The organism is Blautia argi (assembly GCF_003287895.1).
Classification (GTDB): domain Bacteria; phylum Bacillota; class Clostridia; order Lachnospirales; family Lachnospiraceae; genus Blautia; species Blautia argi.
Map to the genome: position 1 here is coordinate 2,886,218 of NZ_CP030280.1, position 26,283 is coordinate 2,912,500.

20 protein-coding genes, 5 tRNA genes, 1 rRNA gene and 1 pseudogene (1 of these 27 running past the window's edge) are annotated in these 26,283 nt (G+C 43.4%); 8 read left to right on the forward strand and 19 right to left on the reverse strand.

The genetic code is table 11. From position 1 onward, the window contains the following. Position 1 precedes the first annotated feature (1 nt). The 4 genes from DQQ01_RS14035 to DQQ01_RS14050 form a co-directional block, all read right to left on the reverse strand. Positions 2–859, reverse strand: a complete 858-nt coding sequence (locus tag DQQ01_RS14035; protein ID WP_111920506.1) for a homocysteine S-methyltransferase family protein — start codon at positions 857–859, stop codon at positions 2–4. Continuing rightward, the gene (gene tadA / locus DQQ01_RS14040; protein WP_111920963.1) at positions 856–1,350 is read right to left on the reverse strand and encodes a tRNA adenosine(34) deaminase TadA; all 495 of its coding nucleotides are present in this window, start codon (positions 1,348–1,350) and stop codon (positions 856–858) included. Before tadA ends, DQQ01_RS14035 begins: the two co-directional genes overlap by 4 nt. A gap of 95 nt (positions 1,351–1,445) precedes the next feature. Then, positions 1,446–1,531, reverse strand: a tRNA-Ser gene (locus tag DQQ01_RS14045). Between the two features lie 143 nt (positions 1,532–1,674). Beyond that, positions 1,675–2,892, reverse strand: coding sequence for a DUF6128 domain-containing protein (locus tag DQQ01_RS14050; protein WP_162624331.1), 1,218 nt, complete (start codon positions 2,890–2,892; stop codon positions 1,675–1,677). Positions 2,893–3,059: 167 nt separating this feature from the next. On the opposite strand from DQQ01_RS14050, the gene DQQ01_RS14055 reads away from it, so the two are divergent. The 3 genes from DQQ01_RS14055 to DQQ01_RS14065 all read left to right on the forward strand — a co-directional run bounded on the left by DQQ01_RS14055 (position 3,060) and on the right by DQQ01_RS14065 (position 5,211). Next, positions 3,060–3,133 (forward strand) — tRNA-Pro (locus DQQ01_RS14055). A gap of 221 nt (positions 3,134–3,354) precedes the next feature. Next, positions 3,355–3,765 carry a hypothetical protein gene (locus tag DQQ01_RS14060; RefSeq protein ID WP_111920508.1) on the forward strand — a complete coding sequence of 137 codons (411 nt, stop codon included), beginning with the start codon at positions 3,355–3,357 and terminating at the stop codon, positions 3,763–3,765. A gap of 63 nt (positions 3,766–3,828) precedes the next feature. Continuing rightward, positions 3,829–5,211 carry an RsmF rRNA methyltransferase first C-terminal domain-containing protein gene (locus DQQ01_RS14065; protein WP_111920509.1) on the forward strand — a complete coding sequence of 461 codons (1,383 nt, stop codon included), beginning with the start codon at positions 3,829–3,831 and terminating at the stop codon, positions 5,209–5,211. A gap of 180 nt (positions 5,212–5,391) precedes the next feature. Here DQQ01_RS14065 and spoVG read toward each other — a convergent pair whose 3' ends face one another. The 3 genes from spoVG to DQQ01_RS14080 form a co-directional block, all read right to left on the reverse strand. After that, positions 5,392–5,676: a septation regulator SpoVG gene (gene spoVG / locus DQQ01_RS14070; protein WP_111920510.1), complete on the reverse strand. Its 285-nt coding sequence runs from the start codon at positions 5,674–5,676 to the stop codon at positions 5,392–5,394. Between the two features lie 64 nt (positions 5,677–5,740). After that, positions 5,741–6,856: a glucose-1-phosphate adenylyltransferase subunit GlgD gene (glgD, locus tag DQQ01_RS14075; RefSeq protein WP_111920511.1), complete on the reverse strand. Its 1,116-nt coding sequence runs from the start codon at positions 6,854–6,856 to the stop codon at positions 5,741–5,743. Next, a complete protein-coding gene (locus tag DQQ01_RS14080) occupies positions 6,853–8,127 on the reverse strand; it encodes a glucose-1-phosphate adenylyltransferase (RefSeq protein WP_111920512.1) in 1,275 nt (424 codons plus the stop codon). Before DQQ01_RS14080 ends, glgD begins: the two co-directional genes overlap by 4 nt. A 212-nt stretch (positions 8,128–8,339) precedes the next feature. Here DQQ01_RS14080 and murC point away from each other — a divergent pair, with 212 nt between their 5' ends. From murC to DQQ01_RS14105, 5 genes are all read left to right on the forward strand, one after another. Further along, positions 8,340–9,719 (forward strand): UDP-N-acetylmuramate--L-alanine ligase, encoded by a 1,380-nt coding sequence (gene murC / locus DQQ01_RS14085; RefSeq protein ID WP_111920513.1) that lies wholly within the window; start codon positions 8,340–8,342, stop codon positions 9,717–9,719. 319 nt (positions 9,720–10,038) lie between these two features. After that, positions 10,039–11,130 (forward strand): DnaD domain protein, encoded by a 1,092-nt coding sequence (locus DQQ01_RS14090; RefSeq protein ID WP_111920514.1) that lies wholly within the window; start codon positions 10,039–10,041, stop codon positions 11,128–11,130. A 24-nt stretch (positions 11,131–11,154) separates the two neighbouring features. Further along, positions 11,155–12,144 carry an ATP-binding protein gene (locus DQQ01_RS14095; RefSeq protein WP_111920515.1) on the forward strand — a complete coding sequence of 330 codons (990 nt, stop codon included), beginning with the start codon at positions 11,155–11,157 and terminating at the stop codon, positions 12,142–12,144. Between the two features lie 2 nt (positions 12,145–12,146). After that, complete coding sequence (locus DQQ01_RS14100; RefSeq protein ID WP_111920516.1) at positions 12,147–13,331, forward strand: ribose-phosphate pyrophosphokinase; 1,185 nt, start codon at positions 12,147–12,149, stop codon at positions 13,329–13,331. A 92-nt stretch (positions 13,332–13,423) separates the two neighbouring features. Beyond that, positions 13,424–13,642 carry an intracellular septation protein gene (locus DQQ01_RS14105; RefSeq protein ID WP_111920517.1) on the forward strand — a complete coding sequence of 73 codons (219 nt, stop codon included), beginning with the start codon at positions 13,424–13,426 and terminating at the stop codon, positions 13,640–13,642. A gap of 118 nt (positions 13,643–13,760) precedes the next feature. On the opposite strand, the gene DQQ01_RS14110 is transcribed toward DQQ01_RS14105, so the two are convergent. The 12 genes and pseudogenes from DQQ01_RS14110 to DQQ01_RS14165 all read right to left on the reverse strand — a co-directional run. After that, positions 13,761–14,492 (reverse strand): ATP-binding protein, encoded by a 732-nt coding sequence (locus DQQ01_RS14110; protein WP_111920518.1) that lies wholly within the window; start codon positions 14,490–14,492, stop codon positions 13,761–13,763. Beyond that, positions 14,479–15,456 carry an ATP-binding protein gene (locus DQQ01_RS14115; protein ID WP_111920519.1) on the reverse strand — a complete coding sequence of 326 codons (978 nt, stop codon included), beginning with the start codon at positions 15,454–15,456 and terminating at the stop codon, positions 14,479–14,481. The genes DQQ01_RS14110 and DQQ01_RS14115 overlap by 14 nt, the downstream gene beginning before the upstream one ends. 30 nt (positions 15,457–15,486) lie before the next feature. Beyond that, entirely contained in the window at positions 15,487–16,482 is a 996-nt protein-coding gene (locus DQQ01_RS14120) for a metallophosphoesterase family protein (RefSeq protein WP_242980412.1), read from the reverse strand. A gap of 43 nt (positions 16,483–16,525) precedes the next feature. Beyond that, positions 16,526–17,917 carry an asparagine--tRNA ligase gene (gene asnS / locus DQQ01_RS14125; RefSeq protein WP_111920520.1) on the reverse strand — a complete coding sequence of 464 codons (1,392 nt, stop codon included), beginning with the start codon at positions 17,915–17,917 and terminating at the stop codon, positions 16,526–16,528. 222 nt (positions 17,918–18,139) lie between these two features. Beyond that, the gene (locus DQQ01_RS14130) at positions 18,140–19,255 is read right to left on the reverse strand and encodes an aminopeptidase (protein WP_111920521.1); all 1,116 of its coding nucleotides are present in this window, start codon (positions 19,253–19,255) and stop codon (positions 18,140–18,142) included. A 21-nt stretch (positions 19,256–19,276) separates the two neighbouring features. Beyond that, entirely contained in the window at positions 19,277–21,736 is a 2,460-nt protein-coding gene (locus DQQ01_RS14135; RefSeq protein WP_111920522.1) for a hypothetical protein, read from the reverse strand. 12 nt (positions 21,737–21,748) lie between these two features. Continuing rightward, positions 21,749–22,928, reverse strand: a pseudogene (locus DQQ01_RS14140) (class I SAM-dependent methyltransferase). 129 nt (positions 22,929–23,057) lie between these two features. After that, a complete protein-coding gene (locus DQQ01_RS14145; RefSeq protein WP_111920964.1) occupies positions 23,058–23,450 on the reverse strand; it encodes a hypothetical protein in 393 nt (130 codons plus the stop codon). A 425-nt stretch (positions 23,451–23,875) separates the two neighbouring features. Further along, positions 23,876–23,948: transfer RNA gene (locus DQQ01_RS14150), tRNA-Asn, on the reverse strand. Positions 23,949–23,958: 10 nt separating this feature from the next. Continuing rightward, positions 23,959–24,029 (reverse strand) — tRNA-Cys (locus DQQ01_RS14155). Positions 24,030–24,078: 49 nt separating this feature from the next. Continuing rightward, positions 24,079–24,150: transfer RNA gene (locus DQQ01_RS14160), tRNA-Glu, on the reverse strand. Positions 24,151–24,378: 228 nt separating this feature from the next. Further along, positions 24,379–26,283: ribosomal RNA gene (locus tag DQQ01_RS14165) — 23S ribosomal RNA — on the reverse strand; it runs 977 nt beyond the window's last position.

Genomic DNA, 26,283 nt, shown 5'->3' on the forward strand with positions numbered 1-26,283 from the left:
ACTAAACTCTTCCTAATACCTTACTTATCTGGCGAATATAGTCCGGAGAAGTTCCGCAGCATCCGCCAATAATATCTGCACCGATTTCTGTCATTCGTTTCATATGTCCGGCAAACTCCTCTGCACCCATGGAGTAAACCGGACAGCCGCTGGCATCTATTACCGGCATACCTGCATTTGGTTTTACAATCAAAGGAATCTCCATTTTCTTTCTGATATTTTCCACAACAGAAAACAACTGATCCGGCCCTGTGGAACAGTTTATTCCCACAGCATCAGCCCCCATTGCCTCCAGTGTTTCCACGGCTTCATAAATATTACCGCCAAAGAAAAGGCTTCCGTCTGATTCCACGGTAAGGGTACACATCACCGGAATTCGCCCTGTTGCTGCATCCAGCACCGCCATAGGCTCTGTCACCCCCAGCATGGTTTCTGCTACTAACAAATCCACCCCTGCCTCCAGAAGCACATCAATTTGTTCTTTGTATGCATCTAAAAGCTGCTCATAAGGCATGTCCTGCTTTCCTGTAGTGGTAACATCTCCAGCCACCAGACAGGCATCTCCCACAGCTTTCCTGGAAATATCCACCAGATGAAGATTTAATTCACGCACCTCTTTTTCCAGACCGTGATTCTCCAGACTGACTGCATTTGCCGAAAAAGTAGGTGCATATACAACCTGAGAACCTGCGTCCCGATATGCTCGCTGTAACTTTGTAAGCGGTTCGGGATTTTCACAAATCCATTTTTCTGTACAGACACCTCTTGGCATTCCGGCTTTCATCAGATTAGATCCTGTTGCCCCGTCTAAAATTATAATATCCTGTTTCACCAGTTTTTGAAATTCCTGCTTTGTCATAATGCTTTCTCCTTTTCTTCCTGTTTCTTTTTTGCCTTCTCTTTTCTCAATTCCTTAAAAAATCCCGTAAGCATGCTGCTGCACTCTTCTTCCAGAACCCCCCTTGTCACCTCTGCTTTATGATTAAATCCGTCCATTTCCAACAAATTCAGCACAGAACCTGCACAGCCCGCCTTTGGATTCATACTTCCAATTACCACCCGGTCGATTCTTGCCTGAATAATGGCTCCGGCACACATTTGGCAGGGTTCCAGGGTTACATAAAGCGTACACCCTTCAAGTCTCCAATCTCCCAGCCTTTTGCTTGCCTTTTTGATAGCATTCATTTCTGCATGAGATACCGTATTTTTATCTGTATTTCTCCGGTTATATCCTCTGGCAATGATTTTCCCCTCATAAACAATCACACAGCCAATGGGAACTTCTTTTAAAGCATAAGCCTTCATTGCCTGCTTTTTGGCTTCTTTCATAAATTTTTCATCTTGTGTCATCTTCTGCCCCTTTTCCTGAACGAAAACTGTCCCTGTGTTATACAAAAAGAGCGCCGCCCTGCCTGCACAAAAACGACACCCTTCCTTCCTATAAACGGAGATAGTGGGATTCGAACCCACGCGCCCTTGCGGACAACCGCATTTCGAGTGCGGCTCGTTATGACCACTTCGATATATCTCCGAACAGATATTATTATATATCGCACTCCCCTGACGGGTCAAGTAGAAATCTTCCCCTCAGAACTGTGAAAAACAACTTTCTTCTGTATCAGACCTTGCTTTCCATGGCTGCTGCAAAATCCTGTGCAGCAGCCCCTGTCATCTTCATAAAATTTCCTCTGGTTTATCAATGATGCGGTACCAGTATCCAAAATGCCGGGAATGACTGTTTTGTCCCCCTGTTTCCTTAAAATATGGAAAGCCAAACATTCCTGCCATTAAAGCTTCCTGACTCTCATAGATTCCCGGAACACCCAAAATATATTTTCCGTCCTCCTCCCGTTTCCCTATGAGTAAATGTCCGTATCTGGAAAATCCATGGCGCAAAAAACGGTTTGTCAGAAGCCCCCTGTCTTTTCTGTTTAATAATCTAAAATCTCCAGGCGTAATTCTTCTGCACTGTGTAATCCCGTTGTCACAAAAAGACGTTTTTCCTCGCAGCAACGGTTCTTTTCCCCTCTGCTCCCACTCCCTCTCTTCCTCCCCTGACATAATGGCGCCGGGGATTTCTCTTTCTCTCTCCAGTTCTTTATCCGGCATTCTCTTTTCTTCTCTCACCATTCCTGCTTCAGATATGTTTTTTTCCTCTTCCCACCTTACAGTTTCCGAAACTTCCTCTGCTTCTCTCTGATCCTCCACACGTTTCTCCGGAAAGCTTTCCGCCTCCTGCTCCCGGCCTACACTCTCTATTTTCTCCTTTTCGCTCTCTTCCTCCCACCTTTCTCTGGATAAACGTTCCTGTTCCTCCCTTTCTCCTGTGTTTTCCTCCTCTGGTACTCCCTGTATCTGTCTGTCTTCCTGTTCTGATACGTTTTTCTCTTCCTGCGCCTGTTCCAAAACCTCTGCTGCCTGCATACCACTGACTTCTTCTGCTTCTAATGTTTCTTCTAATGCTAATGCCTCTTTTTTACTCTTATTCTCCTGACACGCTTTTGGAAACCTTATCTCATGCAACGCCACTGGCTGCTCTTCCCAGATACTTCCGTAAACTTCACCGGAATCTGCCTGTAAAATCAATCCGCACAAATCTCCCAGAGCATGCCCGCTCCCTCCTATGTTATTTTCCGGCATCTCTGTTTCAAACTCCACCCTCATGCCCGACAGATCACAAGTTCCCAACAAAAAGGCAATACATTCTCCATTTTCCCGTACATAAGCATAAATTTTTGTCGGTACTGCTTCCTGTCCGTAAATTCCTCTTAATTTGTAATTCATACGGCAAACACTGTCTTTGGCCTCTACTTTGATAAATCCCCTGCTTTCCCCTTTTTTTCCTGCTTCATATTCATATACATAAGCTATAAATCGACGATATCCTGACATATATCTTCTTTCCTGCTTTTTATCCTTAAAATATATGTACAGAATTTTTTTCTTAGAACCCCAAAGAAAGAAGCACTCTTTTCTTTCGCAAAAAACCTGATTTTTTTTAATTTTCTTATTGACATCTGATTCTTTTTTATATATAATATCATTTGTTGAACACATATCGAAGCGTGGCTCAGTTTGGTAGAGCGCTGCGTTCGGGACGCAGAGGTCGCGTGTTCGAATCACGTCGCTTCGATTAACAGGAAAATGCTGGAACATCAAAGGTTTCCAGCATTTTTTATTTTCCATTCAAACTTGAAATTCTATAGTTTTCCGCTCTGTTCTAACAGACCTTCTAATATTTTTCTTATGCAAACTTTCCCTTTGCTTTTTTTACTTTTCTATGGCTTTCCCTGTCAAGTAGCTTTATAATGAAAACGAATAGTAACTATGAGGTTACAGTCAGGAGCAGATAGTATGGCAAATTTAAGTAAATTTAAAAAAAGACTAATGTTAGATGAAATCACTTTTTATAGTATTTGTGAGGATACCGACCGTCAGAAAATCTTAGATAAGGCAGAGATGACCTTTGATGACTTCCGTCGTCTGTGTCTGCTCACAGATTATCTGGAGCTTACAGCTCTGCACAAATTTATCTGGGACATGCATGCGTATAAATTCATAGATGACATTGAGGCAGTCTACCAGAAATGCAAAAACAAAGATGAGCATATTCCCGATATGCTTCTGGAAACAGGACGCTGGCTGGATAATTTCTGGAAAAATGCTCCCAATGATACAGTAGCTTATCTTCTTCACGAAATTTTTTCCTCCGGCCTTTCTCAGAAAAAAGCAGAATCCTTTGACGAATTTCAGGATTGCGATTAGAATAGAGAAAACAAGGATTGAATTTTAAATCAGATTTTTAGAATACAGAAAGGATTATGATATATGGAACAACTGCCGCAATTATTTTTGTCCCGCATGAAAGAAATGCTTCAGGAGGAATATCCCGCTTTTTTAAAAAGCTATGAAGTTCCCCGCAAGTTTGGTCTTCGAGTCAATACAAACAAAATTTCCGTAGAAAAATTTCTGGAAATCTCTCCTTTTTCCCTGACCCCCATTCCCTGGGTATCCGGCGGATTTTTCTACCGGGAAGACGAAAGACCTTCCAGACACCCTTATTATGCCGCCGGACTTTATTATCTCCAGGAGCCAAGCGCCATGACGCCGGCAGACCGCCTGGAAATTCTACCGGGTGAATATGTTCTGGATCTGTGCGCCGCACCGGGAGGAAAAGCAACCGCTCTGGGGGCAAAGCTGCAGGGGAAAGGCTTCCTGGTCGCCAATGACATCAGCAATTCCCGTGCAAAAGCGCTTCTTCGCAATCTGGAACTTTTCGGAATCCGAAACTCCATGGTTACAAACGAAACACCCGGACGTCTTGCCGGATACTTTCCGGAATTCTTTGACAAAATTTTAGTAGACGCCCCCTGTTCCGGAGAAGGTATGTTCCGAAAAGATCCGAACGTTGCCAAAACCTGGGACGAAACCCGACCAGAGTACTTTGGCAAAATCCAGAAGGATATTATTGCCAATGCCATTTCCATGCTGAAGCCCGGAGGAAAACTGCTGTATTCCACCTGTACCTTTTCTTCAGTGGAAAATGAAGGGTTGATTTCCTTTGTCCTGGAAAACTTCCCACAAATGCGTCTTTTGGACATTGCCCCATATGATGGCTTTGCTTCCGGGAATCCCGCGCTTGGAAACCATAATGAACAACTGAAAAAATGTGTCCGCATATTCCCCCACCGTATGGAAGGAGAGGGACATTTCCTGGCGCTTATGGAAAAACAAGGAAATCTTTCGCCCTCTCAGGAGCTTCCCAAAACCAAACTGGACAAGACTTCCCAAAAGCTTTTAGAAAATTTCTTCCAAAATGTTCTGACTTCCTATGATTTTCAGCACATAGAAGTTCGTGGCAGCAATGTTTACTATCTATCGGACAAGGACACCAGCAACTTAAAGGGAATCAAATTCCTGAGAAACGGACTTTTTCTTGGAGAATTAAAGAAAAACCGCTTTGAGCCTTCTCAGCCTTTTGCCATGGCTCTTTCCAGTGAGGACTATGCCCATACTCTGAATCTGTCCGCCTCTGACGAGCGTATTTCCCGGTATCTGAAAGGAGAAACCCTACTGCTTACAGAGGAAGAAATTCCAAAGAAAAATGGATGGCAGCTTGTCTGTACGGACGGCTTCCCCTTAGGCTGGGGCAAAGCCGTGGGAAACACCCTGAAAAACAAATATCCCTCCGGCTGGCGGCAAATGTACTGAGCCAAACCAGACGACAGGGACAAAGCCCGACTGACAAACATAAACTCCAAAGATTTTCAGCGTTCAGAACGTTAGTTCCCAACTCAGGAACTGCCTTTTTCCCAAACACAGCCAAAAAGAGGCTGCCCTTTCGTTGGCAGCCCCTTTTCTTCTCTTATTTTTTATACGTTTATTTTCCCCTTATTCTTCCAGGTCTTCCAATGGCTCTTCTGCCAGTACCTGCTCATATTTTTCCAGAATAATATTCTGTATTCTTTCACGGGTTGCAGAATTAATGGGGTGTGCAATATCCCGATATTCCCCGTCTGTTGCCTTGCGGCTTGGCATAGCAATGAACAGCCCTTTTTCGCCTTCAATCACCTTAATATCATGTACTACGAATTCCTCGTCAATGGTAATGGATACCACTGCTTTCATTTTGCCTTCCTTTGCTACGCGTCTGATTCTTACATCTGTAATGTTCATACAACCTTCCCCTTTCCTAGCCGCTTATGCAGTCGTGCTTTCTGTCTTTTAAAAAATATTTCTTTTAAAGAACATAACGTTCGTTCTTTTCAATAACTACCCTGATTCCTTCTTCTGCGCTGTAGTAAGAATTTGCACGGATTGTTCCCCGGCTCTCTACAATACAGTTTTCAATATGGGTATTATCTCCAAGGTATACATCATTTAAAATAATGGAGTTTTTAATAACGCAGTTATTGCCCACAAAAACCTTTTTAAACAATACGGAATTCTCCACCTGCCCGTTGATAATACAGCCGCTGGAAATCAAACTGTTTTTCACAGATGCTCCCGGGTTGTATTTTGCAGGAGGCAAATCATCAATCTTAGACTGTACTCCCGGATACTGTCGGAAGAAATAATCTCTGATTTCCGGTTTCAGGAAATCCATATTTGTCTGATAATAAGACTCTACTGTAGAAATATTACTCCAGTATGTATTAATTTTGTATCCGTAAATTCTCTTCAGGTTTTTGTAGCGAATCAAAATATCTCTTACAAAATCGTGTCTGCCTTCCTGACCGCATTTCTCAATCAGCTCAATCAACTGTCTTCTTCTGATGACATAAATACCTGCTGAAATCGTATTGGACTGTGCAACCATAGGCTTTTCATCAAATTCCTCAATTCTGCAGTCCTCATTCATTTTCAGACAGCCGAATCTTGTAGCATCTTCTCCGTGTACATCTGTGCAGACCACTGTAATATCTGCTCTTTTTGCAATGTGATATTCCAGTACTTTGTTATAATCCAGCTTGTATACACAGTCGCCTGATGCGATAACAACATAGGGTTCATGGCTGTTTTTCAAAAATTCCAGATTCTGATAAATGGCATCTGCTGTTCCCTGATACCAGAAGCTATTGTCCGGTGTAATGGTTGGTGTGAAAGTGTAAAGTCCTCCCTGCTTTCTTCCGAAATCCCACCATTTAGAGGAACTGAGATGTTCGTTTAATGACCTTGCATTATACTGAGTCAGCACTGCCACCTTTTGAATATGGGAGTTTGACATATTGCTGAGAGCAAAATCAATGCTGCGGTAACTGCCCGCAACAGGCATTGCTGCAATGGCTCTCTTCTGTGATAATTCTTTCATTCTGTGATTATTGCCGCCGGCAAGAATAATACCTATTGCTCTCATTCCATCTCACCTTCCTTATTCAAAATCTCTCCGCTCTCAAGAATACCGTCCGGGTAGTCCTCTGCAGTCGTAATTCCTACAATTGCTGTATTCTTTCCAATCTGTACATTGGAAGGAATCACTGTATTTTCCCCTACTGTTACCAGACCAAAAGAATAAACTGCCGGTTTCACCTTATTGGGTACCTCTTCTCCGATGCCCATAACAACATTATCACCAACCGTAACATTTTCTGCGATAATCGCTTTGTCAATCACATCATTTTCCCCGATAACGGTCTGCTTCATAATAATGGAGTCCCGGATCACAGCGCCTTTTTTCACGGTAACACCTGCACCGATAACCGAATTATGTACCTCTCCGTAAATTTCTGTTCCCTCTCCAATAATACTTCTTTCCACAACTGCATTTGCTGCAATATACTGTGGCGGAATAATATCGCCCTTTGTATAAATTTTCCAGAATTCCTCATACAGATTAAATTCAGGAATAATATCAATCAGCTCCATATTTGCTTCCCAGTAAGATCCAAGAGTTCCCACGTCTTTCCAGTAACCATTATACTCATAGGCAAAGAGTCTCTGTCCTTTTTCCTTACAGTAAGGAAGAATATGCTTTCCAAAATCGCAGCCAGACTGGTCTTTTAAAGCGATCAGAGCTTCTTTTAATACCGGCCAACTGAAAATATAAATACCCATGGAAGCCAGGTTGCTCTTAGGCTCTGCAGGTTTCTCCTCAAATTCTGTAATTCTTCCTGTTTCATCTGTAATCGCCAAGCCGAAGCGTGATGCCTCTTCCCACGGTACCGGCATACATGCTACTGTAACATCTGCCTTATTTGCCTTATGGAAATCCAGCATAACCTCATAATCCATTTTGTAAATATGGTCGCCGCCCAGAATCAACACATAATCCGGATTAAAGTTTTCCATATATGCCAGGTTCTGATAAATGGCATTTGCAGTACCTGTGTACCACTCTGTATTTGTCTTTTTTTCATACGGAGGAAGAATAGAAACCCCTCCTACATTTCTATCCAAATCCCAGGGAATACCAATTCCGATATGGGTATTCAGACGCAAAGGCTGATACTGTGTCAGCACACCTACGGTATCCACTCCTGAATTAATGCAATTACTGAGTGGAAAATCTATAATTCTGTACTTTCCACCAAATGTTACTGCGGGTTTTGCTACCTTTGCAGTCAAAACACCTAAGCGGCTGCCCTGTCCGCCTGCCAGCAACATGGCAATCATCTCTTTCTTTATCATGCAATCACCTCTTGTATATTCTATGGTTTTTTTATTATAACATATCGCCTCATAAAAGTGAACATTTTTAACAATTTTTTTTCGACATTTTCCTTCTTTTTGTTACATTTTACCTGCTTTTAACCATAAAAAAGAAAAGGGTTTCCAACCAGGGGAAAAATGGGTATAATTTATTATAACAATATCAAATAGAAAAGAAGGGATTCTGTATTATGTATCAGATTGATTTTCATAAACCAATTCATATTCATTTTATCGGTATCGGCGGCATCAGCATGAGCGGCCTGGCAGAAATACTTTTAGGCGAAAACTTCCCTGTTTCCGGCTCTGATTCCAAAGAATCTGCCCTGACAAAGCATCTGGAAGAAAAAGGCGCCAAAATTTATATTGGCCAGAGAGCTTCTAATATTAAAGAGGACATCGATTTAGTTGTCTACACCGCTGCCATTCACCCGGACAATCCGGAGTTTGCTCAGGCCAGGGAAAAAAATATCCCTATGCTTACCCGTGCAGACCTGCTGGGACAGATTATGAAAAATTACGAACTGCCCATTGCAGTTTCCGGTACTCATGGTAAAACAACCACAACCTCTATGATTTCTCACGTCCTTCTGGAAGCAGACACGGACCCTACCATTTCCGTAGGCGGTATTCTGCCTGCCATTGGAGGAAATATCCGGGTAGGAGAATCCGAAACCTTTATTACAGAGGCATGTGAATACACCAACAGCTTTTTAAGCTTTTTCCCGAAAATCAGCATTATTTTAAATATCGATGCCGACCACCTGGACTTTTTCAAGGACCTTGATGATATCCGTCATTCCTTCCGCCTGTTTGCACAAAAGCTGCCTGCTGACGGTACCCTGATTATAAATGGCGATATTCCAAATTTTGAAGAAATTACCAAAGACCTGCCATGTGAAATCATTACCTACGGATTGGAAAAGGACGCACAGTACAAGGCAGAAAATATTGTCTTTGATGAATTTGCACACCCGTCCTTTGACTGCACAAAAGACGGCAAACTTATCGGACATTTTACCCTTGCGGTACCGGGCGTACACAATGTTTCCAATGCGCTCTCTGCCATTGCCCTGGGACTGAAGGTCGGCATTGAAACGGAAACCATTCAAAAGGGACTGCTGCACTTTACAGGCACAAACCGCCGTTTTCAGTATAAAGGAAAGGTTGCCGGCGTAACCGTGATTGATGACTACGCACATCACCCCACAGAAATTGCCGCCACCCTCAGAACGGCTGCCAAATATCCACACAACACCACCTGGTGCGTGTTCCAACCTCACACCTACACCCGCACCAAAGCTCTCCTGCCGGAATTTGCCGAAGCGCTCTCTCTTGCCGATAAGGTTGTACTGGCTGACATTTATGCTGCAAGAGAAACCGACACTCTGGGAATTTCCTCCAGAGATTTGCGGGATTTAATTGCTCAAAAAGGTGTAAACGCTTATTATTTTTCCACCTTTGATGAGATTGAAGAATTTTTATTAAAAAATTGTATCCACGGAGATGTGTTGATAACTATGGGAGCCGGAGATGTGTATAAAATCGGCGAAAACCTCCTTGGTATGTAAAGTTATCCACATTATCCACATTTTCTTCCACATGTCTTTTCCCACAGACATGTGGATTTTTTTGTGCATTTCAAAGTTGACATAATCCGACACTCCCCCTCTAAAAAACACACGAAAATCCCCCTATTTTCGACATTTTTAGGTTTCCCATAAAAAATAGTCCACCTTTTTATCCACATTATCCACATTTCCCACACACATTTTCAAAATTCTTGCTTTTTTGCTGTTTCAAAAAAACCTTATTCTCTTTTTAAAAATTGTGTGCTATACTGAAACTGATTCATTATGAACAAAATTCTGAATGTAAAGGAAATTCGATATGGGACAGTTTGAAATTTACCCCCCTTTTCCAGGAGCGTATACGTTTATATCCAATACCTTTCTGGATTACTATATGCCTTCAGCTAACGGCGAATTTGTAAAAATCTATCTCTATCTTCTGCGACATGCTTCCTGCGGGAAACATACGCTGAATTTTGCTTCTGTGGCAGATGCCTTAAACTGTACAGAAACTGATGTGCAAAGAGCCCTGCGCTACTGGGAAAAGGCAGGTGTTTTGAAACTTTCTCTGAACAGCCTTGGAACACTTACCGGGGTTTCCTTTGCCCCCCTTTTGCCGGGCGCTGACTCTTCTTTGGAATGTGCTGTGTCCGCTGTTTCCTCTGCAGACGCAAAAGAACCGCAGCAGCAGCCTGTACAAAAGACAGAACTCTCTTTGTCGTCAGCGCAGCCTGCATTGACTCCTGATAAAAAGCAGGATTTAAAAAACAGGGACGAGGTACGGCAAATTCTTTTTATTGCAGAGCAGTATCTTGGAAAAACCCTTTCTGCTACAGATATGGAAACCCTCTTATATCTTTATGACGAGGTACATCTGAACGCAGACCTGATGGAATACCTTCTGGAATACTGCGTATCCAAAGGAAGCTCCAGCATGGCTTACATAAAGAAGGTAGGACTTGCCTGGGCGGAACAGGGTATCACCACAGTGACCCAGGCAAAGGAGGAAACCAACCTTTATAATCGGAACTATTTTACAATATTAAGGGCTTTCGGTATTAAAAATCGCAATCCTCTGGACAAAGAAATCCAATACATGAACCTCTGGCTGAATCAATACGGTTTCACTTTGGAAATTATTTCCGAGGCATGCAGCCGCACGGTTCTGGCAACAGGAAAAGCCAGCTTTTCCTATGCAGACAGTATTCTGGAAAGCTGGTTCAAACAAGGGGTACATCATCTTTCTGATATCGACTCTCTGGATTTGAACTTCCACCAAAAAAAGGCTGCAAAGGTCAAAGAGGCTACGCCAAAACAAAAAGCTCCCGCTTCAAAAAACAGATTCAACAATTTTCATCAGAGAAATTACAACAACATGGCAGAACTGGAAACCCAGCTTCTGGGAAAATAGGTCACCAGGTAAGGAGATTTCACTGTGTCACTGAAAAATTTTCAATACGATGCGCTTATGCGTAACTACAATCAAAAACAGCTTCTGCACAAGCATCAGCAGGACGAGCGGATTAGACAGGCAGAAGCCCGGATTCCACGCCTTGGAGAAATCCGCCGGGAAATCGCCGGACTTGGGCTTTTAAAGGCGCGTCTGCTTTTAGGCGCCCAAAAAGGAGAGGACTTTGACCTGTCTGAAAAAATACAGAAGCTCTCCAGGGAAAAAGCAGAGCTTCTGCGAACAAACGGATATCCTTCTGACTATCTGGATCTGCATTATGACTGTCCTCTTTGTAAGGATACCGGATATATCGGAAACGAAAAATGCTCTTGTTTCCGGAAAGCGGCAGTAGATTTGCTGTATACCCAGTCCAATATCCGGGATATACTGGATACGGAAAACTTTGCCGCCTTTTCCTTTGATTATTACTCTCCTGAACTTACAGACCCCTCTACTGGCATCACTTCACTGGAGTCTGCCCAGAATGCCTACGACAAAGCCTGGGATTTCATCGAACACTTTCAGGAGGAACCGGGAAATCTGTTAATCTACGGAGAAACCGGAGTGGGAAAAACCTATCTCACACACTGTATTGCCAAAGAATTACTGGACAGGTCCTTCTTTGTGCTATATTTTACTTCTTTTGATTTATTTGATTTACTGTCCAAAAATGCTTTTGAAAAAGACACGGAGTCCGCAGATATGGCAGCCTTTGTTTACGACTGTGATTTGCTCATTATTGATGATTTAGGTACAGAACTGACCAACAGCTTTGTTTCTTCCCAGCTATTCTGCTGCATCAATGAGCGAATTATGAACAAAAAATCCACGATCATCTCCACAAACCTGACTCTGGCAGACTTTATGGAAACTTATTCCGAGAGGACCTTTTCCAGAGTCACCAGCAATTACACCATGCTGAAGCTAGTGGGAAATGATATACGAATCCAAAAAAGACTTTTAGGAGGAAAATGAACATGTCATCAAAAACTGCAACACCTTTAGATTCCCTTCCCGTAGGACGCCTGGGTATTATCCCGCTAAAAAGCTGTGAAAAACTGGGAAACAAAGTAAACGATTATATCGTAAAATGGCGCAAGGATCGGGATCATCAGGAAAAGAACAATCTGACCTTTGAAGGTTATGAAAGAGATTCCTATCTCATCAGCGCCAAGGCTCCCCGCTTTGGATCCGGAGAAGCAAAAGGACTGTTAGAGGAATCTGTCCGCGGTGATGACCTGTACCTTATGGTCGATGTATGCAACTATTCCCTTACCTACTCTCTGTGTGGGGAAGAAAACCACATGTCCCCTGATGACCATTTTCAGGATTTAAAGAGAATCATTGCCGCTGTAGGAGGTAAAGCCCGCAGAGTAAATGTCATTATGCCATTTCTCTATGAAAGCCGCCAGCACAAAAGAACCGGCAGAGAATCTTTAGACTGTGCATTGGCTTTACAGGAACTTACAGACATGGGTGTGGACAATATCATTACTTTTGATGCCCATGATCCCCGTGTGCAAAATGCAATCCCGCTTCACGGATTTGAAACTGTTCAGCCTGCTTATCAGTTTATCAAGGGTCTGTTCCGCGCAGAACCGGATTTACAGGTGGACAGTGACCATTTAATGATTATCAGTCCGGATGCAGGCGGTACCGGACGTGCCATTTACCTTGCAAACGTTCTGGGTGTAGACATGGGTATGTTTTACAAACGCCGTGACTACTCTACCATTGTAGACGGAAGAAACCCCATTGTTGCCCATGAATTCTTAGGCGCTGACGTTTCCGGCAAAGATATGATTATTATTGACGATATGATTTCTTCCGGGGACAGTATGTTAGAGGTTGCGGCACTCCTGAAGGAAAAGGGCGCCGGTAAAATCTTTATGTGCTCTACTTTTGGGCTGTTTACCAATGGTCTGGAGCGTTTTGACAAAGCCTACGAAAGCGGTGTCTTTGACCGTTTGCTCACTACCAACCTGGTATATCAGACAGAAGAACTTCTTCAGAAACCATATTATGTCAACTGTGACATGAGCAAATACATTGCTCTTATTATTGATACCCTGAATCATGACGGTTCTATCAGCAAGCTTTTAAATCCTGTAGAGCGTATTAATAAATTTCTTCAGAAACATAACAACGAGCACAGTAAATAAAATAATTTTATTCCTTTTGCCTTGTAATTTTCTGACTATTGTTGTATAATAAGAAAAAAGTCAAAACAATATATTTGTCAGGAGGTGCCATTATGAAAGATAAATTAATTCCTATTTTAAATCTTTGTGTAGCATTTTTTGTAATTCTCTATGCAGGCTTTGTTTACAAAAGCACCTATGATATCAGTCTGGTAACTATTGTTCTTCTGGTTGCCTGCCTGGCACCTGTACTGCACCTTGCATGGAATTATATCAGAATTAGATTTGGTGAATACGAGGAACAACATTCCCATCATTACTACAGAGGTTAAGTATCTTCTCATAATTTAACCCTTCCTTTCAATAAACGGGGCTGCCCTGCAAACAGCAATCAGAAGCTTTCTGATATGTGTCTGCAGGGCAGCCCCGTTCTTCAGCTTTTCAATCTTTTTAAAGTTCAATTATATGATACGAAATGCCAAGCTCTTTTAAAGCCTCTATTTCCCTTTTGTGACAACTGAATAACAGCACCTGAGAATTTGTTCGGCTAATATATTTTAACGTTTCTGACAGGCGTTTCTGGTCGTACATGGCAAAGGTTTCATCTAACACAAGAGGCAATTCTTCCTCCCCGCATAAAATCTCTCTGCATGCCATGCGAAGAGCCAGGTAAACCTGTTCCGCAGTCCCATAGCTTACCTGATGAAACGCCAGACAGGTTTCTCCTGTATCCAGATAAATCTGAAACTCTTCATCAATTACCACCTGTCTGTATTTTCCTTCTGTAATGCCACAGATAATTTCCGACATTTTCTGTGTAAGAATTCCGCCTGTGAAGTTCTGCATCTGCTTTGACGCTTCCTGCAGTTTCTGCATGGCCAAAGTAATGCTCCTGATTTCCCGCCGAATACGAAGCAGCTCCTCATGATCTTGACGAAGCTCCGTGGCTTCCTCCCCCAGATTTTCCAGACGTGTTTCTCTCTCCTGCAGATTTTCCAGAAGAATTTTTCGTCCTTCCCTTCTCCTTACATATTGTTCTGAGATTTTTTGCCATTCTTTGTATTTTTCCTCTGACACTGCCCCCGGATTCGGTTTTTCTTTTCTGTTTTCCTCGTTCTTTTTTACACAGGGTTCTTCTGTACAAAATCCGGCAAAAATCTTTCCTTTGTCATAAAGCCACAAGACTCCCCCTGCTGCCAGAAGCAGTAGTAAAATCACGGTCATAAACAGTCAGGGAAATCCTGTTTCCAATTCCCAGCATAGCAGTCACTGCCAAAAATACTGTCCAGATTTTCCATACAGCCATGGAAACTCTTCCGGTTTCCTTTTGCTTCTGGCGGTCTTGTTTCCTTGCTATTCCTGTCTGGTCTGCGGCTTCCAGCTCTTCTTTCGCCGTACTTCTTCTTTCTCTTACGTTTGCCTCTTCGACTTCTCTCTCCAGCTTTTCTGCCAGCCTACGCAGTGTCCTGCAGTTTGCCTCTATGTCCTGAAGCTTTTCTCTCAGACTCTCTACTTCTGTCTGTTCATGCTGTATATCATAAGAAATCTTTGTTTCTGCTTGTTCTTTTCTCTGAAGTTCTCCCTTCTCCCTTTTTTCCCAGAGCTTTTTTTTGTCCTTCAGCAAATTTTCTGCCTTTTCCAAATCAAACTGCAAATCCCCGGTTCCCTGAAAATCTGCCAGATAGTCACGAAGCTCTGTATATAGCCCTTCCTCGGTTCTGCTTTTCGCCTGGGGAACAAAAACCGTATTCTGAAATACAAGTTCCGAAATATTCCCAAGAAGCATATCCAAATCTCCGTCTTCTACAGACAGAAGCTCCCCATCTGTTTCACAGAAAAGCCTTGCCCCGAACCGGACGTCTGTAAAATCTCTTTCCAGACGAAACTGCTTTTCCCCACAGGTAAACCACAAGGTTCCCTCATACCGGCTGCTTTCTCCCCACGGCTTATATCGGGTATACAAATCCGTCCGTGAGGCCTTTCCTCGCCTTCTGCGAAGGCCAAAAAACATGGCAAGCAGAAAGGTGTGAACCGTAGATTTTCCGCTTTCATTATCTCCGTATACAACATTGATTCCCTCTTTTAGGAGAATGTTCTTTTTCTGAAATTTCCCAAAGCTTTTCAAACTTAACTGATTTAAAATCATGCCAGCTCCTCCCCGGATTCCAGAAGCGCCTCAATGCCATAAGTCAGCGCCATCTCCTCTTCTTCTCCTTTTTCCTGCTCCAAAAGTCGGATATAGGTTTCCAATATGCTTCCCCTGTATTTTTCTTTCAGCATTTCCACGGAATACGCCAGTCTGGTATTGTCCTGAATCTCCCGCACATTTCCCAGTGCATACAATCTGTCTAAAAGAAATTCTGTCCCAAAGGCTCTGCTTCCCTCTAAAGTTACACAGTACAAATGCTGCATACCCCTGTCCTGCATTGCCTTTTCCAGAGTATTTTCCAGAGAAAAACTGGGTGGTCGTTTCCTTTACCTGTATGCGGATTCCTCTGTATTCCCGTCTGGCACAGGGAACAAAGGAAAGGGAGGTACCCTGAGAGGTGATTTCTCCCTGTATGTAACCATGTATACCTGTTTCATTTTTATCCAGAGGCTCCAGAGAACCTGCATAAGCTGCCCGGTTCTTTTCCACAATGTGAGGCTTATGAATATGTCCCAGAGCTACATAGTCAAAGCCAGAGCCAAGAAAGGTTTCCTTATTGATGGGAATGTGCGTTTCATCTCCTCCGTGAGCCAGGAGAATATTTCTGTATGCAAAATCCTTTGGACGAAGATTGTCATACCGTGCTTCCCTGATTTCGCGGCTGTGATAGCTAAAACCATAGACCCGCACTCCAAGATCCGCAAACTCTGTATATTCCAGTTTTTCGCCCTCCAGCCAGAATACGTTTGAAGCCCATTTTATTCTCTCCCTCAGGGGCTTTCCCTTAATATAATCATGGTTTCCGGCAATCAGTACAACCTTTGTCTGAGGTATGGAGGCAAACAGGGCATTGACCTCCTTTAATTCTCCCCACCAGGGGCTGCCTGTGGAACAAATCTCCTGCAACGAGAAACAGACCGGCATGTTCTCTGCCGGCCTGCTGCACTGCGTATTGGAAACTTTCCCGGATTTCACGGCTTCTGTCCGTACTCCAGGGATACCCTTTGTCCGGCTCTGCCCCAAGGTGAACATCTGCTATATGGAAAAATTTCATAATACTCCTTTTTTATAATTCACAGTTATTTACAGTTCTTGGGAATGGGATTACGTCACGAATATTCTGCATACCGGTAAGGTACATCACACATCTTTCGAATCCCAATCCATAGCCTGAATGACGGGTGGAACCATATTTACGTAAGTCCAGATAAAATTCATAGTCTTCCTTGTTCAATCCCAGCTCGTCCATTCTTGCACAAAGCTTCTCATAGGAATCCTCTCTCTGGCTTCCGCCGATGATTTCTCCGATTCCCGGAACCAGACAGTCCATAGCAGCAACGGTCTTTCCGTCTTCATTAAGCTTCATGTAGAAAGCCTTGATTTCCTTTGGATAATCTGTAACAAAAACAGGGCGTTTATATACCTGCTCGGTCAGATATCTCTCATGCTCTGTCTGTAAATCACAGCCCCAGTATACCTTATAATCAAACTTATCATTTGCTTTTTCCAGAATTTCAATAGCTTCTGTGTAAGTTACATGTCCAAACTCAGAGTTTAATACATGGTTCAGTCTGTCCAGAAGTCCCTTATCAATAAAAGAATTGAAGAAGTTCATCTCTTCCGGTGCGTTTTCCAGCACATAGCGGATAACGTATTTCAGCATATCCTCTGCCAGAGCCATGTTGTCATCTAAATCTGCAAATGCCATTTCCGGCTCAATCATCCAGAACTCTGCTGCATGGCGTGTCGTGTTGGAATTTTCTGCCCGGAATGTCGGACCAAAGGTATAAATATTGCGGAATGCCTGTGCATAGGTTTCACCGTTTAACTGACCGCTTACCGTCAGGTTAGTTGGTTTTCTGAAGAAATCCTGAGAAAAATCTACTTTTCCGTCCTCTGTCTTCGGAATGTCGTTTAAATCCATGGTAGTAACCTGGAACATTTCTCCTGCTCCCTCACAGTCGCTCCCTGTAATCAAAGGGGTGTGTACATACACAAAGCCTCTCTCCTGAAAAAACTGATGAATGGCAAAAGCAATCAGAGAACGCACACGGAACACTGCTTGGAATGTATTAGTTCTGGGACGCAGGTGAGAAATTGTCCTCAGATATTCCATGCTGTGGCGTTTCTTCTGAAGCGGATAGTCAGCAGCAGAATCCCCCTCTACGCTGATTTCTGTTGCCTGGATTTCAAAAGGCTGTTTTGCCTGCGGAGTTGCAACCAGTGTTCCTTTTACCACAATCGCTGCCCCTACATTTAATTTGGAAATCTCCTGAAAATTGCTCATGGTATCATGGTATACCACCTGCAGGGTTTCAAAAAAACTTCCATCGTGAAGAACAATGAAACCAAAGGTTTTGGAATCACGTACACTTCTGACCCAGCCGCCCACGGTAACTTCTCTGTCCAGATACTGTTCTGTACTTTTATAAATCTCTTTTACTGTTGTCAACTGCATTAATTCTATCTCCTTCCATAGTAATCTGCTTGATAATTCAATGGACTTCTTTACAGTATATCCCATTGCTTTGCTGCGTGCAAGGCTAAACTTGGATATTTACGGGAACTATTTCCTATATCTATAGGAGAATAGGCAAGGGATATCCGGTCTTTTTCTGACACCAGAAGCTCCACTGCATGGCATGCTCCCTGTAGTGTTCTTTTAACAAAAGGGCTATTTTCATTTCAGATTCTCCGGATTTAATCCTTCCAGTTCCGGTACTACAAATCTGCCGTCTTTTCTCACCAACACATCATCAAAATACATTTCACCGCCACCGTACTCCGGACGCTGAATCAGCACTAAATCCCAGTGAATGGCAGATTCATTTCCGTTTGGTGCTTCGTCATAGCATCTTCCCGGTGTAATGTGGATTGAGCCCTGAATTTTTTCATCAAAAAGAGTATCCTTCATAGGGTGCAGTACATAGGGATTTACACCAATGGCAAATTCTCCCACATATCTTGCTCCTTCATCAATATCAAAAACCTTGTTGATTCTCTCTGTATCATTGGCCGTTGCTTTTATAATTTTGCCGTCTTTAAATTCCAGTGAAATATTCTCATAAGTAAAGCCCTGGAAAGAAGACGGCGTATTATAGATCAGAGTTCCATTAATGGAATCTCTCACTGGCGCAGTAAACACTTCTCCGTCCGGAATATTACATTCGCCGCTGCAGGGAATTACCGGAACGTCTTTAATAGAAAAGGTCAAATCTGTACCCGGAGCTGTAATGCGTACCTTATCTGTTCTTTCCATATATTTTACGAGAGGCTCCATGGCTTTTGCCATTTTGTTGTAATCCAGTGTACAAACATCAAAATAAAAATCCTCAAAAGCCTCCTGGCTGGTATTAGAGAGCTGTGCCATAGAGGCATTTGGATAGCGAAGCACCACCCATTTTGTCTTTGGCACACGAATATCACCATGCACCGGTGTGCTGTAATACTGCTCAAACAGGTTCATTTTCTCTGCCGGAACATCTGCCTTTTCTGAAACATTGGCACCTCCGCGGATACCGATATAGCAATCCATTTCTGACATTTCTTTTCCATCAATTTCTGCCATAAGCTCAAGCTGCTCCTTTGTGCAGTTTAAAAGCATTTCTCTTTCCACCTGAGGGTCAATAAAATGGGGGAACGGGAGTCCGCCTGCCTCATATACCTCCTTTATAATCTGACGCGCTAAATCCTTTGTTTCATATCCGGTATAGTTAATATATACCTTCTCTCCCTGCTGTACACGGCAGGAATGATGTACCAGTACTTTTGCCAGCTTCTTAATTCTTTCTTCCATAATTATCTATCCTTTCTTTATCTACTCTACAATCTCTTCCATATAACAGAAAAATACATTTCCGTTTTCCTCAAAAGCCTTTGTGCTGTCCTGCAGGCCCATAAGCTCTGTCTGTCCGGTTTTCGGATTATACAGGGTCGTATTATAGCTGTCAAATCCCACAAGCACTGCCGGCTGACCGTCCTTGCTCTTTACAATCACCGGACGCTGTGCGCCCACTTCATACAGGACCTGCCCCAGTGTACAACCTGTCAGGTTTACAACCGTGCCTTTACCCTTCAGTTCTTTTTCTAACTGTTTTGGATCAAAAGGCGCCTTTTTCACGGCTTCCGGGATGTCCTCCAGAACAAGGCCTGATTTTGCTGCCGTATTGCTTTTTTCCCACACATACTGCTGGTTCTGATTCAATACCACACCATTATTCTCATCTGCAGCTTTTACTGCCTCTGCGGCATTTTCATAAATCCCCCATAATTTTCCCATGGCATAGGCATAATATGCTTCCCTGCTCTTTTCCTCACCCTTGATATGCAACACATTATCTCTGGACAGCTCTGTAAATTTTGCTTCCATAATCAAAGGTTCCTGACTGCTGCCTCCGGTAAACTGCAATCCCATAATGGCTGCCTGCCGTACGGTAGACAACATAACTACAGAAAAGGTTTCGTCCTGTTTATCCTTCACATTGTTCAGAATCTGCCCATTGCTAACTTTCTGATAATTATCCCCCTGCTTCTGCACTCTTTCCAGTTCTAACAGATTATCCTGAAAAATAACATTGGTTACATAATAACCTTCCTGATTATAAGTCTTTTTTATCTCTCCCTTAACATTCTGTATCCGAACCTCTGTCATGGCAAAATCCATTCCACCTGCACTGTTCTTTTTGATATCCTCTTCTTTTGCCACACCATATACCACATCGTTATTGATAAAACCGAAAAGACGAATTTTAGTGCCTTTCTCCGCTTTTATCTGCTGCTTCTCATTTTTCTCCATGTCCAGAAGGGTGATGCTGTCTGTGTTATACTTGTCCATATTGTCAGACCATGCGGCATATCTCTGGTTTTCGGAAATGCGGAAGCAGTCTTCCTTTATATTTTCCTGTAATACTGTATAATTCTTCTCTTCCATGTGAATTGCATACAACTTTTCATTTAATACCAAATAAAAATTGCCGTCCTGACTGATGTAACAAAAATCCTTCATTTCCTGCTGTAAAAATGTAAAAGGCTTGGAGGAAGATAGGAAAAAACTCTCCTCAATCACATTTTGCTCAGAGGAATAGTGATATACTGCTGTGCCCACATGACCTTCGTGCTCTCCGCGGTTCATATATCCGTAAACTACGAAATCGATATCCCCGTTTTTACTGACACGCACCAACTCAATATCATGCTGTGCATAATCATTGCGTTCATCATTGCTTCCTGTATCACGGAAACTGAATACTCTGATCAGCTTATTCGTTTCCAGATTATAGGACCACAAATCTCCCTGCTGCACAAATGCTACAATTTTTCCTTCACTGTCAGACAAATAGGAAATTTCCTTATCTGTAACCCCCAGGGTCAATTGACCTTCTGAAACAATATTCTGGTCTGCAGAGAGCACCTCTTTTGCAGATCGCTGGAAATCCAGAAGACGCACTCTGGTCTGGTCATAACGCATACGATAAAACTCGTCTACCTGATAATGCTCCACCTCTCCGTTTTCATCCTCTGCTGTAATATAATAAGTCACTGCAACACTGCCGGTATTTTCGTTAATTTCCTTAATTGCCGGTATACCAGGTCTACTAAGCTCCGGCGCCAAATCTCCCCAGCTCACCATCTCCAGACTGGAATGAATATTCAGATTGTTAAAATTGTGATTGGAAGCGCTGCTGTCCGGTTCCAGATAAGTACGCAAATCTCCGTTGTTATCCTGCATCAGAGATTTGGTGTAAAAGCTGTTGACAAATGCAAGATATTTTTCTGTACTAAGTCCTGCCCTCTGAAGCAGACGGGTATAATAATTCCAGCTTCCTGCCTCTGTATTTAATGTAAAATTCAGACAGTATTCCTGATTCATTAAAATCGACTTTTTCAGAGTAAATTCTGCTGTCAGTCTTCCGTCCTCTTCCTCCTGGAAGTTTTTAATCTTATTGTTTTCAATTACCTTGCTTCCATCAGAGCTTCTGACCTCATACACCAGACTTTCAATCTTCCTTCCATAAGGAGTAATGCTCACAGACAGGGACTTATCTGTTCCCACAGGAGTGAGCGTATCCCGCATATAAGCCTCGTCCATGTCCTGAGCATATCCGTACATACGGTTTACTTCTATTCCCCCGATTTCCATTGCCATACAGGGAATCACTGCTGTCTGCAGGTCTGTTCTATTATCCGTATTCTGACTGTTCATCAGGCAGCTAAAACCAGCTACACCCACTATAAAAATCAGAATCAGGACAAGAATCCTCATTATTCTTTTTTTCATCTGAAATCCTTCCTAATCTATGGAATCAAACAACAGCTTTTTTAAAGAAGGTGTAACATGAAATTCCTCTGCACATCGCTCCCATGCCTCCCGCTGCTGTTTCTTCGTATCTTTATTTTTTGTCTTATCACTTTTTACTGCGCGAATCAAAAGATTTTTGGGGGTATGCTCCAGATCAATAAATTCCAGAATCTGTGTATCATATCCCGCACTCTGCAGCATCTGTGCCCGCAGAGCATCTGTTAAAATAGCAGAAAAACGCTCCTTTAAAATACCGTATTCTAAAACCGGCGCCAGCACTTTATTTTCAATCTGCCGATTCAGCTCATGCTGACAACATGGCACAGAAAGAATCACAGAAGCTCCCCATTTCACTGCTTTTGCCAGGGCATAGTCTGTGGCTGTATCACAGGCATGAAGGGTGACAACCATGTCCACTGTCTGCGTATCTTCATAGGAAGCAATATCCCCTTGCTGAAAATGCAGCTTTTCATACCCGTATTTGCGGGCAAGGGCTTCACATTTTTCAATCACATCTGCCTTCAAATCCAGTCCGGTCACTTTAATATCATAATGCTTCAATTCCTTCAGATAATAATACATGGCAAAGGTGAGGTAAGACTTTCCACACCCAAAATCCAAAATCTCCACTTCCCGATCTTTCGGTAATCTTGGTAAAATATCCTCAATAAACTCCAAAAAGCGATTTAACTGTCTGAATTTATCATATCTGGCATTCTTTACCTTCCCGTCCCGGCTCATAACCCCAAGGTCCACAAGCCAGGGAACAGGAATACCTTCTTTTAATACATACTGTTTTGTTCTGTTATGAGAAAGCATAGGCTGAAATTCTTCTGCCTTTTTTCCTTTCAGCTCTTTTACAGTAATTCGCATACTTCCTTTTTTGCTCACCAGCACAGTTCCCTGAACAGTCCTGGTTTCTAAACTGAAGCTGCCGAAAATACCCGGTCATCTGCTCGCATAAATACGCTGTTAGCGCGTCCTTGTCATAATTTTCATGAAGCTCCTTTGTTCCAAGCGTCTTTGTAGCCTGATATACAAGCCTTCCTTTAATCTCTACCGGACGCACCTGTATTTTAGAAATGCCTTCTTTGCTTCTGGCATTGCTTAAAATCATTCTTCTCAAATTTTTATCTGTATATTTATTTAAAAACTCTTTTAAATCCGTCATAATCTTCCCCTGTTTCTCTCTGTTTCCCCTTATCCTGCCAAAATCTGTGCAGTCATTACTATTGTAAAAGTTTTAGCACAAATCCGCAACCCCAAAAAAGAGAGTTTTCACCAACTTCTTTGTGCTTTTTTACCAAAGTCTTTTGCAGCGGTTCCTTCTGCATCTCCTTCTGTACATTTCCTGACAAAACAAGGTGGCTGTCAGGGTTTCCCAAAATCCGGTCTGTGTCTTCCCCCCACTCTTTCTGCTTTCCATCGCCTTTATCTCCCCTATGTCCTCCATTTGTCTGCAAATCACCTGACAGGTTCTCTCTATCTGTCCTTTATCCGGATATTCATCATAGAGGAAGCTACCTTCATAATCCAGCCTGTCACAGGCATCTTCCACAAATGCCTGCACCATAACCGTTTCTTTGGGATAATAAGAATAAATCAGCTTTTTTTCCTTTTCTGCTTCTGTTTCCTGCTTATAGTATCTCCCCTCTGTACGATAAAATGCTTTTCTATGCTCTGACAATGACATAAAACCGTCTTCCTTCCGTTTAAAACCGCTGTACGAATTTCTCATCCAACAGTCATGATGTGTCCTTATCAGTATATTCTGTTTAAGTATCTGGGGTGAAAAATAGATGTGAAATATTTTTTTAAGAATCTCTTCGATACTCTCTGGGGGGCTGATGATACTGCTGTTAAAATGCCCGGTTAAAGGTTCTCTGGCTTTCAAATTTCTCTTCATAGCATACTCTCACAGCATTTTCTCCTTTCTTGAACAAAATATTCACAAAATGATACACTTATCTCAGAGTATCTGAAAATACTGCTATATAGACATACGGAATGAATAGGAAAAAATCTCTGAATAATTATTTTTTCTGGCAATATTTTGAAATATAGGGATATAAAAAAGACATGCATATAAAATTTAAAGGATTATAGAATACAAAAAAACTCCCCCTGTTGGACTCGAACCAACGACACTGCGGTTAACAGCCGCATGCTCTACCGACTGAGCTAAGGAGGAATAAAAAAAGAGGCGCCAACCAGATTTGAACTGGTGATAGAGGTGTTGCAGACCTTTGCCTTACCACTTGGCTATGGCGCCATATACTATATTATACTCACATATCTCTTAAATATGCAAATATTTTTAGTGACTCCTACGGGAATCGAACCCGTGTTACCGCCGTGAAAGGGCGATGTCTTAACCGCTTGACCAAGGAGCCAAATATTAACCACACTATACCTTCAAAACCGCATACACAAAACCAAACCATTTCCAACTTACCGTTTTATGGAGTCTTCGGCTTCTTCCGTTCCGAAGCGGTCATTCCTAAATGCTCTGCATTTACTCATGTCCTTTGCTTCGCAAATGACTCCGGTGCCACTTCCACGTTTCGGAATGTAAACATTCCTCTCCGTTCCAGTTTCACCTCCGCCGCTTTCTCCACTATCAGGTCAAGCCCTCGACCGATTAGTAACAGTCAGCTCCATACATTGCTGTACTTCCACCTCTGTCCTATCTACCTCGTCGTCTTCAAGGGGTCTTACTTCTTTCGAATGGGATATCTCATCTTGAGGGGGGCTTCACGCTTAGATGCCTTCAGCGTTTATCCCTTCCGGACTTGGCTACCCGGCCATGCTCTTGGCAGAACAACCGGTACACCAGCGGTCCGTCCACCCCCGGTCCTCTCGTACTAAGGGCAGCTCCTCTCAAATATCCTACGCCCACGCCGGATAGGGACCGAACTGTCTCACGACGTTCTGAACCCAGCTCGCGTACCGCTTTAATGGGCGAACAGCCCAACCCTTGGGACCTACTACAGCCCCAGGATGCGATGAGCCGACATCGAGGTGCCAAACCACTCCGTCGATGTGAACTCTTGGGAGTGATAAGCCTGTTATCCCCAGGGTAGCTTTTATCCGTTGAGCGATGGCATTCCCACTTAATACCACCGGATCACTAAGCCCTACTTTCGTACCTGCTCCACCCGTCGGTGTCGCAGTCAAGCTCCCTTCTGCCTTTGCACTCTTCGAATGGTTTCCGACCATTCTGAGGGAACCTTTGGGCGCCTCCGATACCCTTTCGGAGGCGACCGCCCCAGTCAAACTCCCGCCTGGCATTGTCCCACCGCCGGTTCACGGCGGCTGGTTAGAAACCCAATACTGCAAGGGTGGTATCCCAACAGCGGCTCCCACACAACTGGCGTTATGTGTTCTCAGCCTCCCACCTATCCTGTACATGCAATACCGAGTCCCAGTACCAAACTGGAGTAAAGCTCCATGGGGTCTTTCCGTCCTGGCGCAGGTAACCAGCATCTTCACTGGTACTTCAATTTCACCGGATGCATTGTTGAGACAGCGCTCAAATCATTACGCCTTTCGTGCGGGTCGGAACTTACCCGACAAGGAATTTCGCTACCTTAGGACCGTTATAGTTACGGCCGCCGTTTACTGGGGCTTAAATTCAAAGCTTCGCTTGCGCTAACCTCTCCTCTTAACCTTCCAGCACCGGGCAGGCGTCAGCCCATATACCTCACCTTTCGGTTTTGCATAGACCTGTGTTTTTGCTAAACAGTTGCTTGAGCCTATTCTCTGCGGCCACATCTCTGTGGCACCCTTCTCCCGAAGTTACGGGGTCATTTTGCCGAGTTCCTTAACAATGCTTCTTCCGCCGGCCTTAGGATTCTCTCCTCATCCACCTGTGTCGGTTTACGGTACGGGTACGATATAAACAATAGCGGCTTTTCTCGACGCATGGCTCACACACTTCCCTACTTCTTTTCGGTCCGCTTCACGTCTTCAGATTGCCACACGGTTTTTCCTATGTGACTCCTACCCCGCTTGCCCCGGGCTTCCATTCCCGGGTTGTGCTTTCCACACGTGTCCCCACAGTTCTGTCATATCGTAGTACAGGAATCTCAACCTGTTGTCCATCGGCTACGTCTTTCGACCTCGCCTTAGGCCCCGACTTACCCAGGGCAGATCAGCTTTACCCTGGAAACCTTAGATATTCGGCCTAGAGGATTCCCACCTCTATCTCGCTACTCATTCCGGCATTCTCTCTTCCATAAAGTCCACAGCTCCTTCCGGTACTGCTTCTTCCCTTATGCAATGCTCCTCTACCAATCCTTTTCAGGATTCCTCAGCTTCGGTGTCGTGTTTCAGCCCCGGACATTTTCGGCGCAGGACCTCTCGACCAGTGAGCTATTACGCACTCTTTGAATGTATGGCTGCTTCTGAGCCAACATCCTGGTTGTCTTTGAAATCCCACATCCTTTTCCACTTAACACGTACTTTGGGACCTTAGCTGGAGGTCTGGGCTCTTTCCCTTTCGACTATCCAACTTATCTCGTATA

Excerpts from the sequence above, each read along its gene's own strand:
- DQQ01_RS14035 (WP_111920506.1), bottom strand. The coding sequence starts at position 859 with ATGACAAAGCAGGAATTTCAAAAACTGGTGAAACAGGATATTATAATT.
- tadA (WP_111920963.1), bottom strand. The coding sequence starts at position 1,350 with ATGACACAAGATGAAAAATTTATGAAAGAAGCCAAAAAGCAGGCAATG.
- DQQ01_RS14050 (WP_162624331.1), bottom strand. The coding sequence starts at position 2,892 with ATGTCAGGATATCGTCGATTTATAGCTTATGTATATGAATATGAAGCA.
- DQQ01_RS14060 (WP_111920508.1), top strand. The coding sequence starts at position 3,355 with ATGGCAAATTTAAGTAAATTTAAAAAAAGACTAATGTTAGATGAAATC.
- DQQ01_RS14065 (WP_111920509.1), top strand. The coding sequence starts at position 3,829 with ATGGAACAACTGCCGCAATTATTTTTGTCCCGCATGAAAGAAATGCTT.
- spoVG (WP_111920510.1), bottom strand. The coding sequence starts at position 5,676 with ATGAACATTACAGATGTAAGAATCAGACGCGTAGCAAAGGAAGGCAAA.
- glgD (WP_111920511.1), bottom strand. The coding sequence starts at position 6,856 with ATGAGAGCAATAGGTATTATTCTTGCCGGCGGCAATAATCACAGAATG.
- DQQ01_RS14080 (WP_111920512.1), bottom strand. The coding sequence starts at position 8,127 with ATGATAAAGAAAGAGATGATTGCCATGTTGCTGGCAGGCGGACAGGGC.
- murC (WP_111920513.1), top strand. The coding sequence starts at position 8,340 with ATGTATCAGATTGATTTTCATAAACCAATTCATATTCATTTTATCGGT.
- DQQ01_RS14090 (WP_111920514.1), top strand. The coding sequence starts at position 10,039 with ATGGGACAGTTTGAAATTTACCCCCCTTTTCCAGGAGCGTATACGTTT.
- DQQ01_RS14100 (WP_111920516.1), top strand. The coding sequence starts at position 12,147 with ATGTCATCAAAAACTGCAACACCTTTAGATTCCCTTCCCGTAGGACGC.
- DQQ01_RS14105 (WP_111920517.1), top strand. The coding sequence starts at position 13,424 with ATGAAAGATAAATTAATTCCTATTTTAAATCTTTGTGTAGCATTTTTT.
- DQQ01_RS14115 (WP_111920519.1), bottom strand. The coding sequence starts at position 15,456 with ATGATTTTAAATCAGTTAAGTTTGAAAAGCTTTGGGAAATTTCAGAAA.
- asnS (WP_111920520.1), bottom strand. The coding sequence starts at position 17,917 with ATGCAGTTGACAACAGTAAAAGAGATTTATAAAAGTACAGAACAGTAT.
- DQQ01_RS14130 (WP_111920521.1), bottom strand. The coding sequence starts at position 19,255 with ATGGAAGAAAGAATTAAGAAGCTGGCAAAAGTACTGGTACATCATTCC.
- DQQ01_RS14135 (WP_111920522.1), bottom strand. The coding sequence starts at position 21,736 with ATGAAAAAAAGAATAATGAGGATTCTTGTCCTGATTCTGATTTTTATA.
- DQQ01_RS14145 (WP_111920964.1), bottom strand. The coding sequence starts at position 23,450 with ATGTCATTGTCAGAGCATAGAAAAGCATTTTATCGTACAGAGGGGAGA.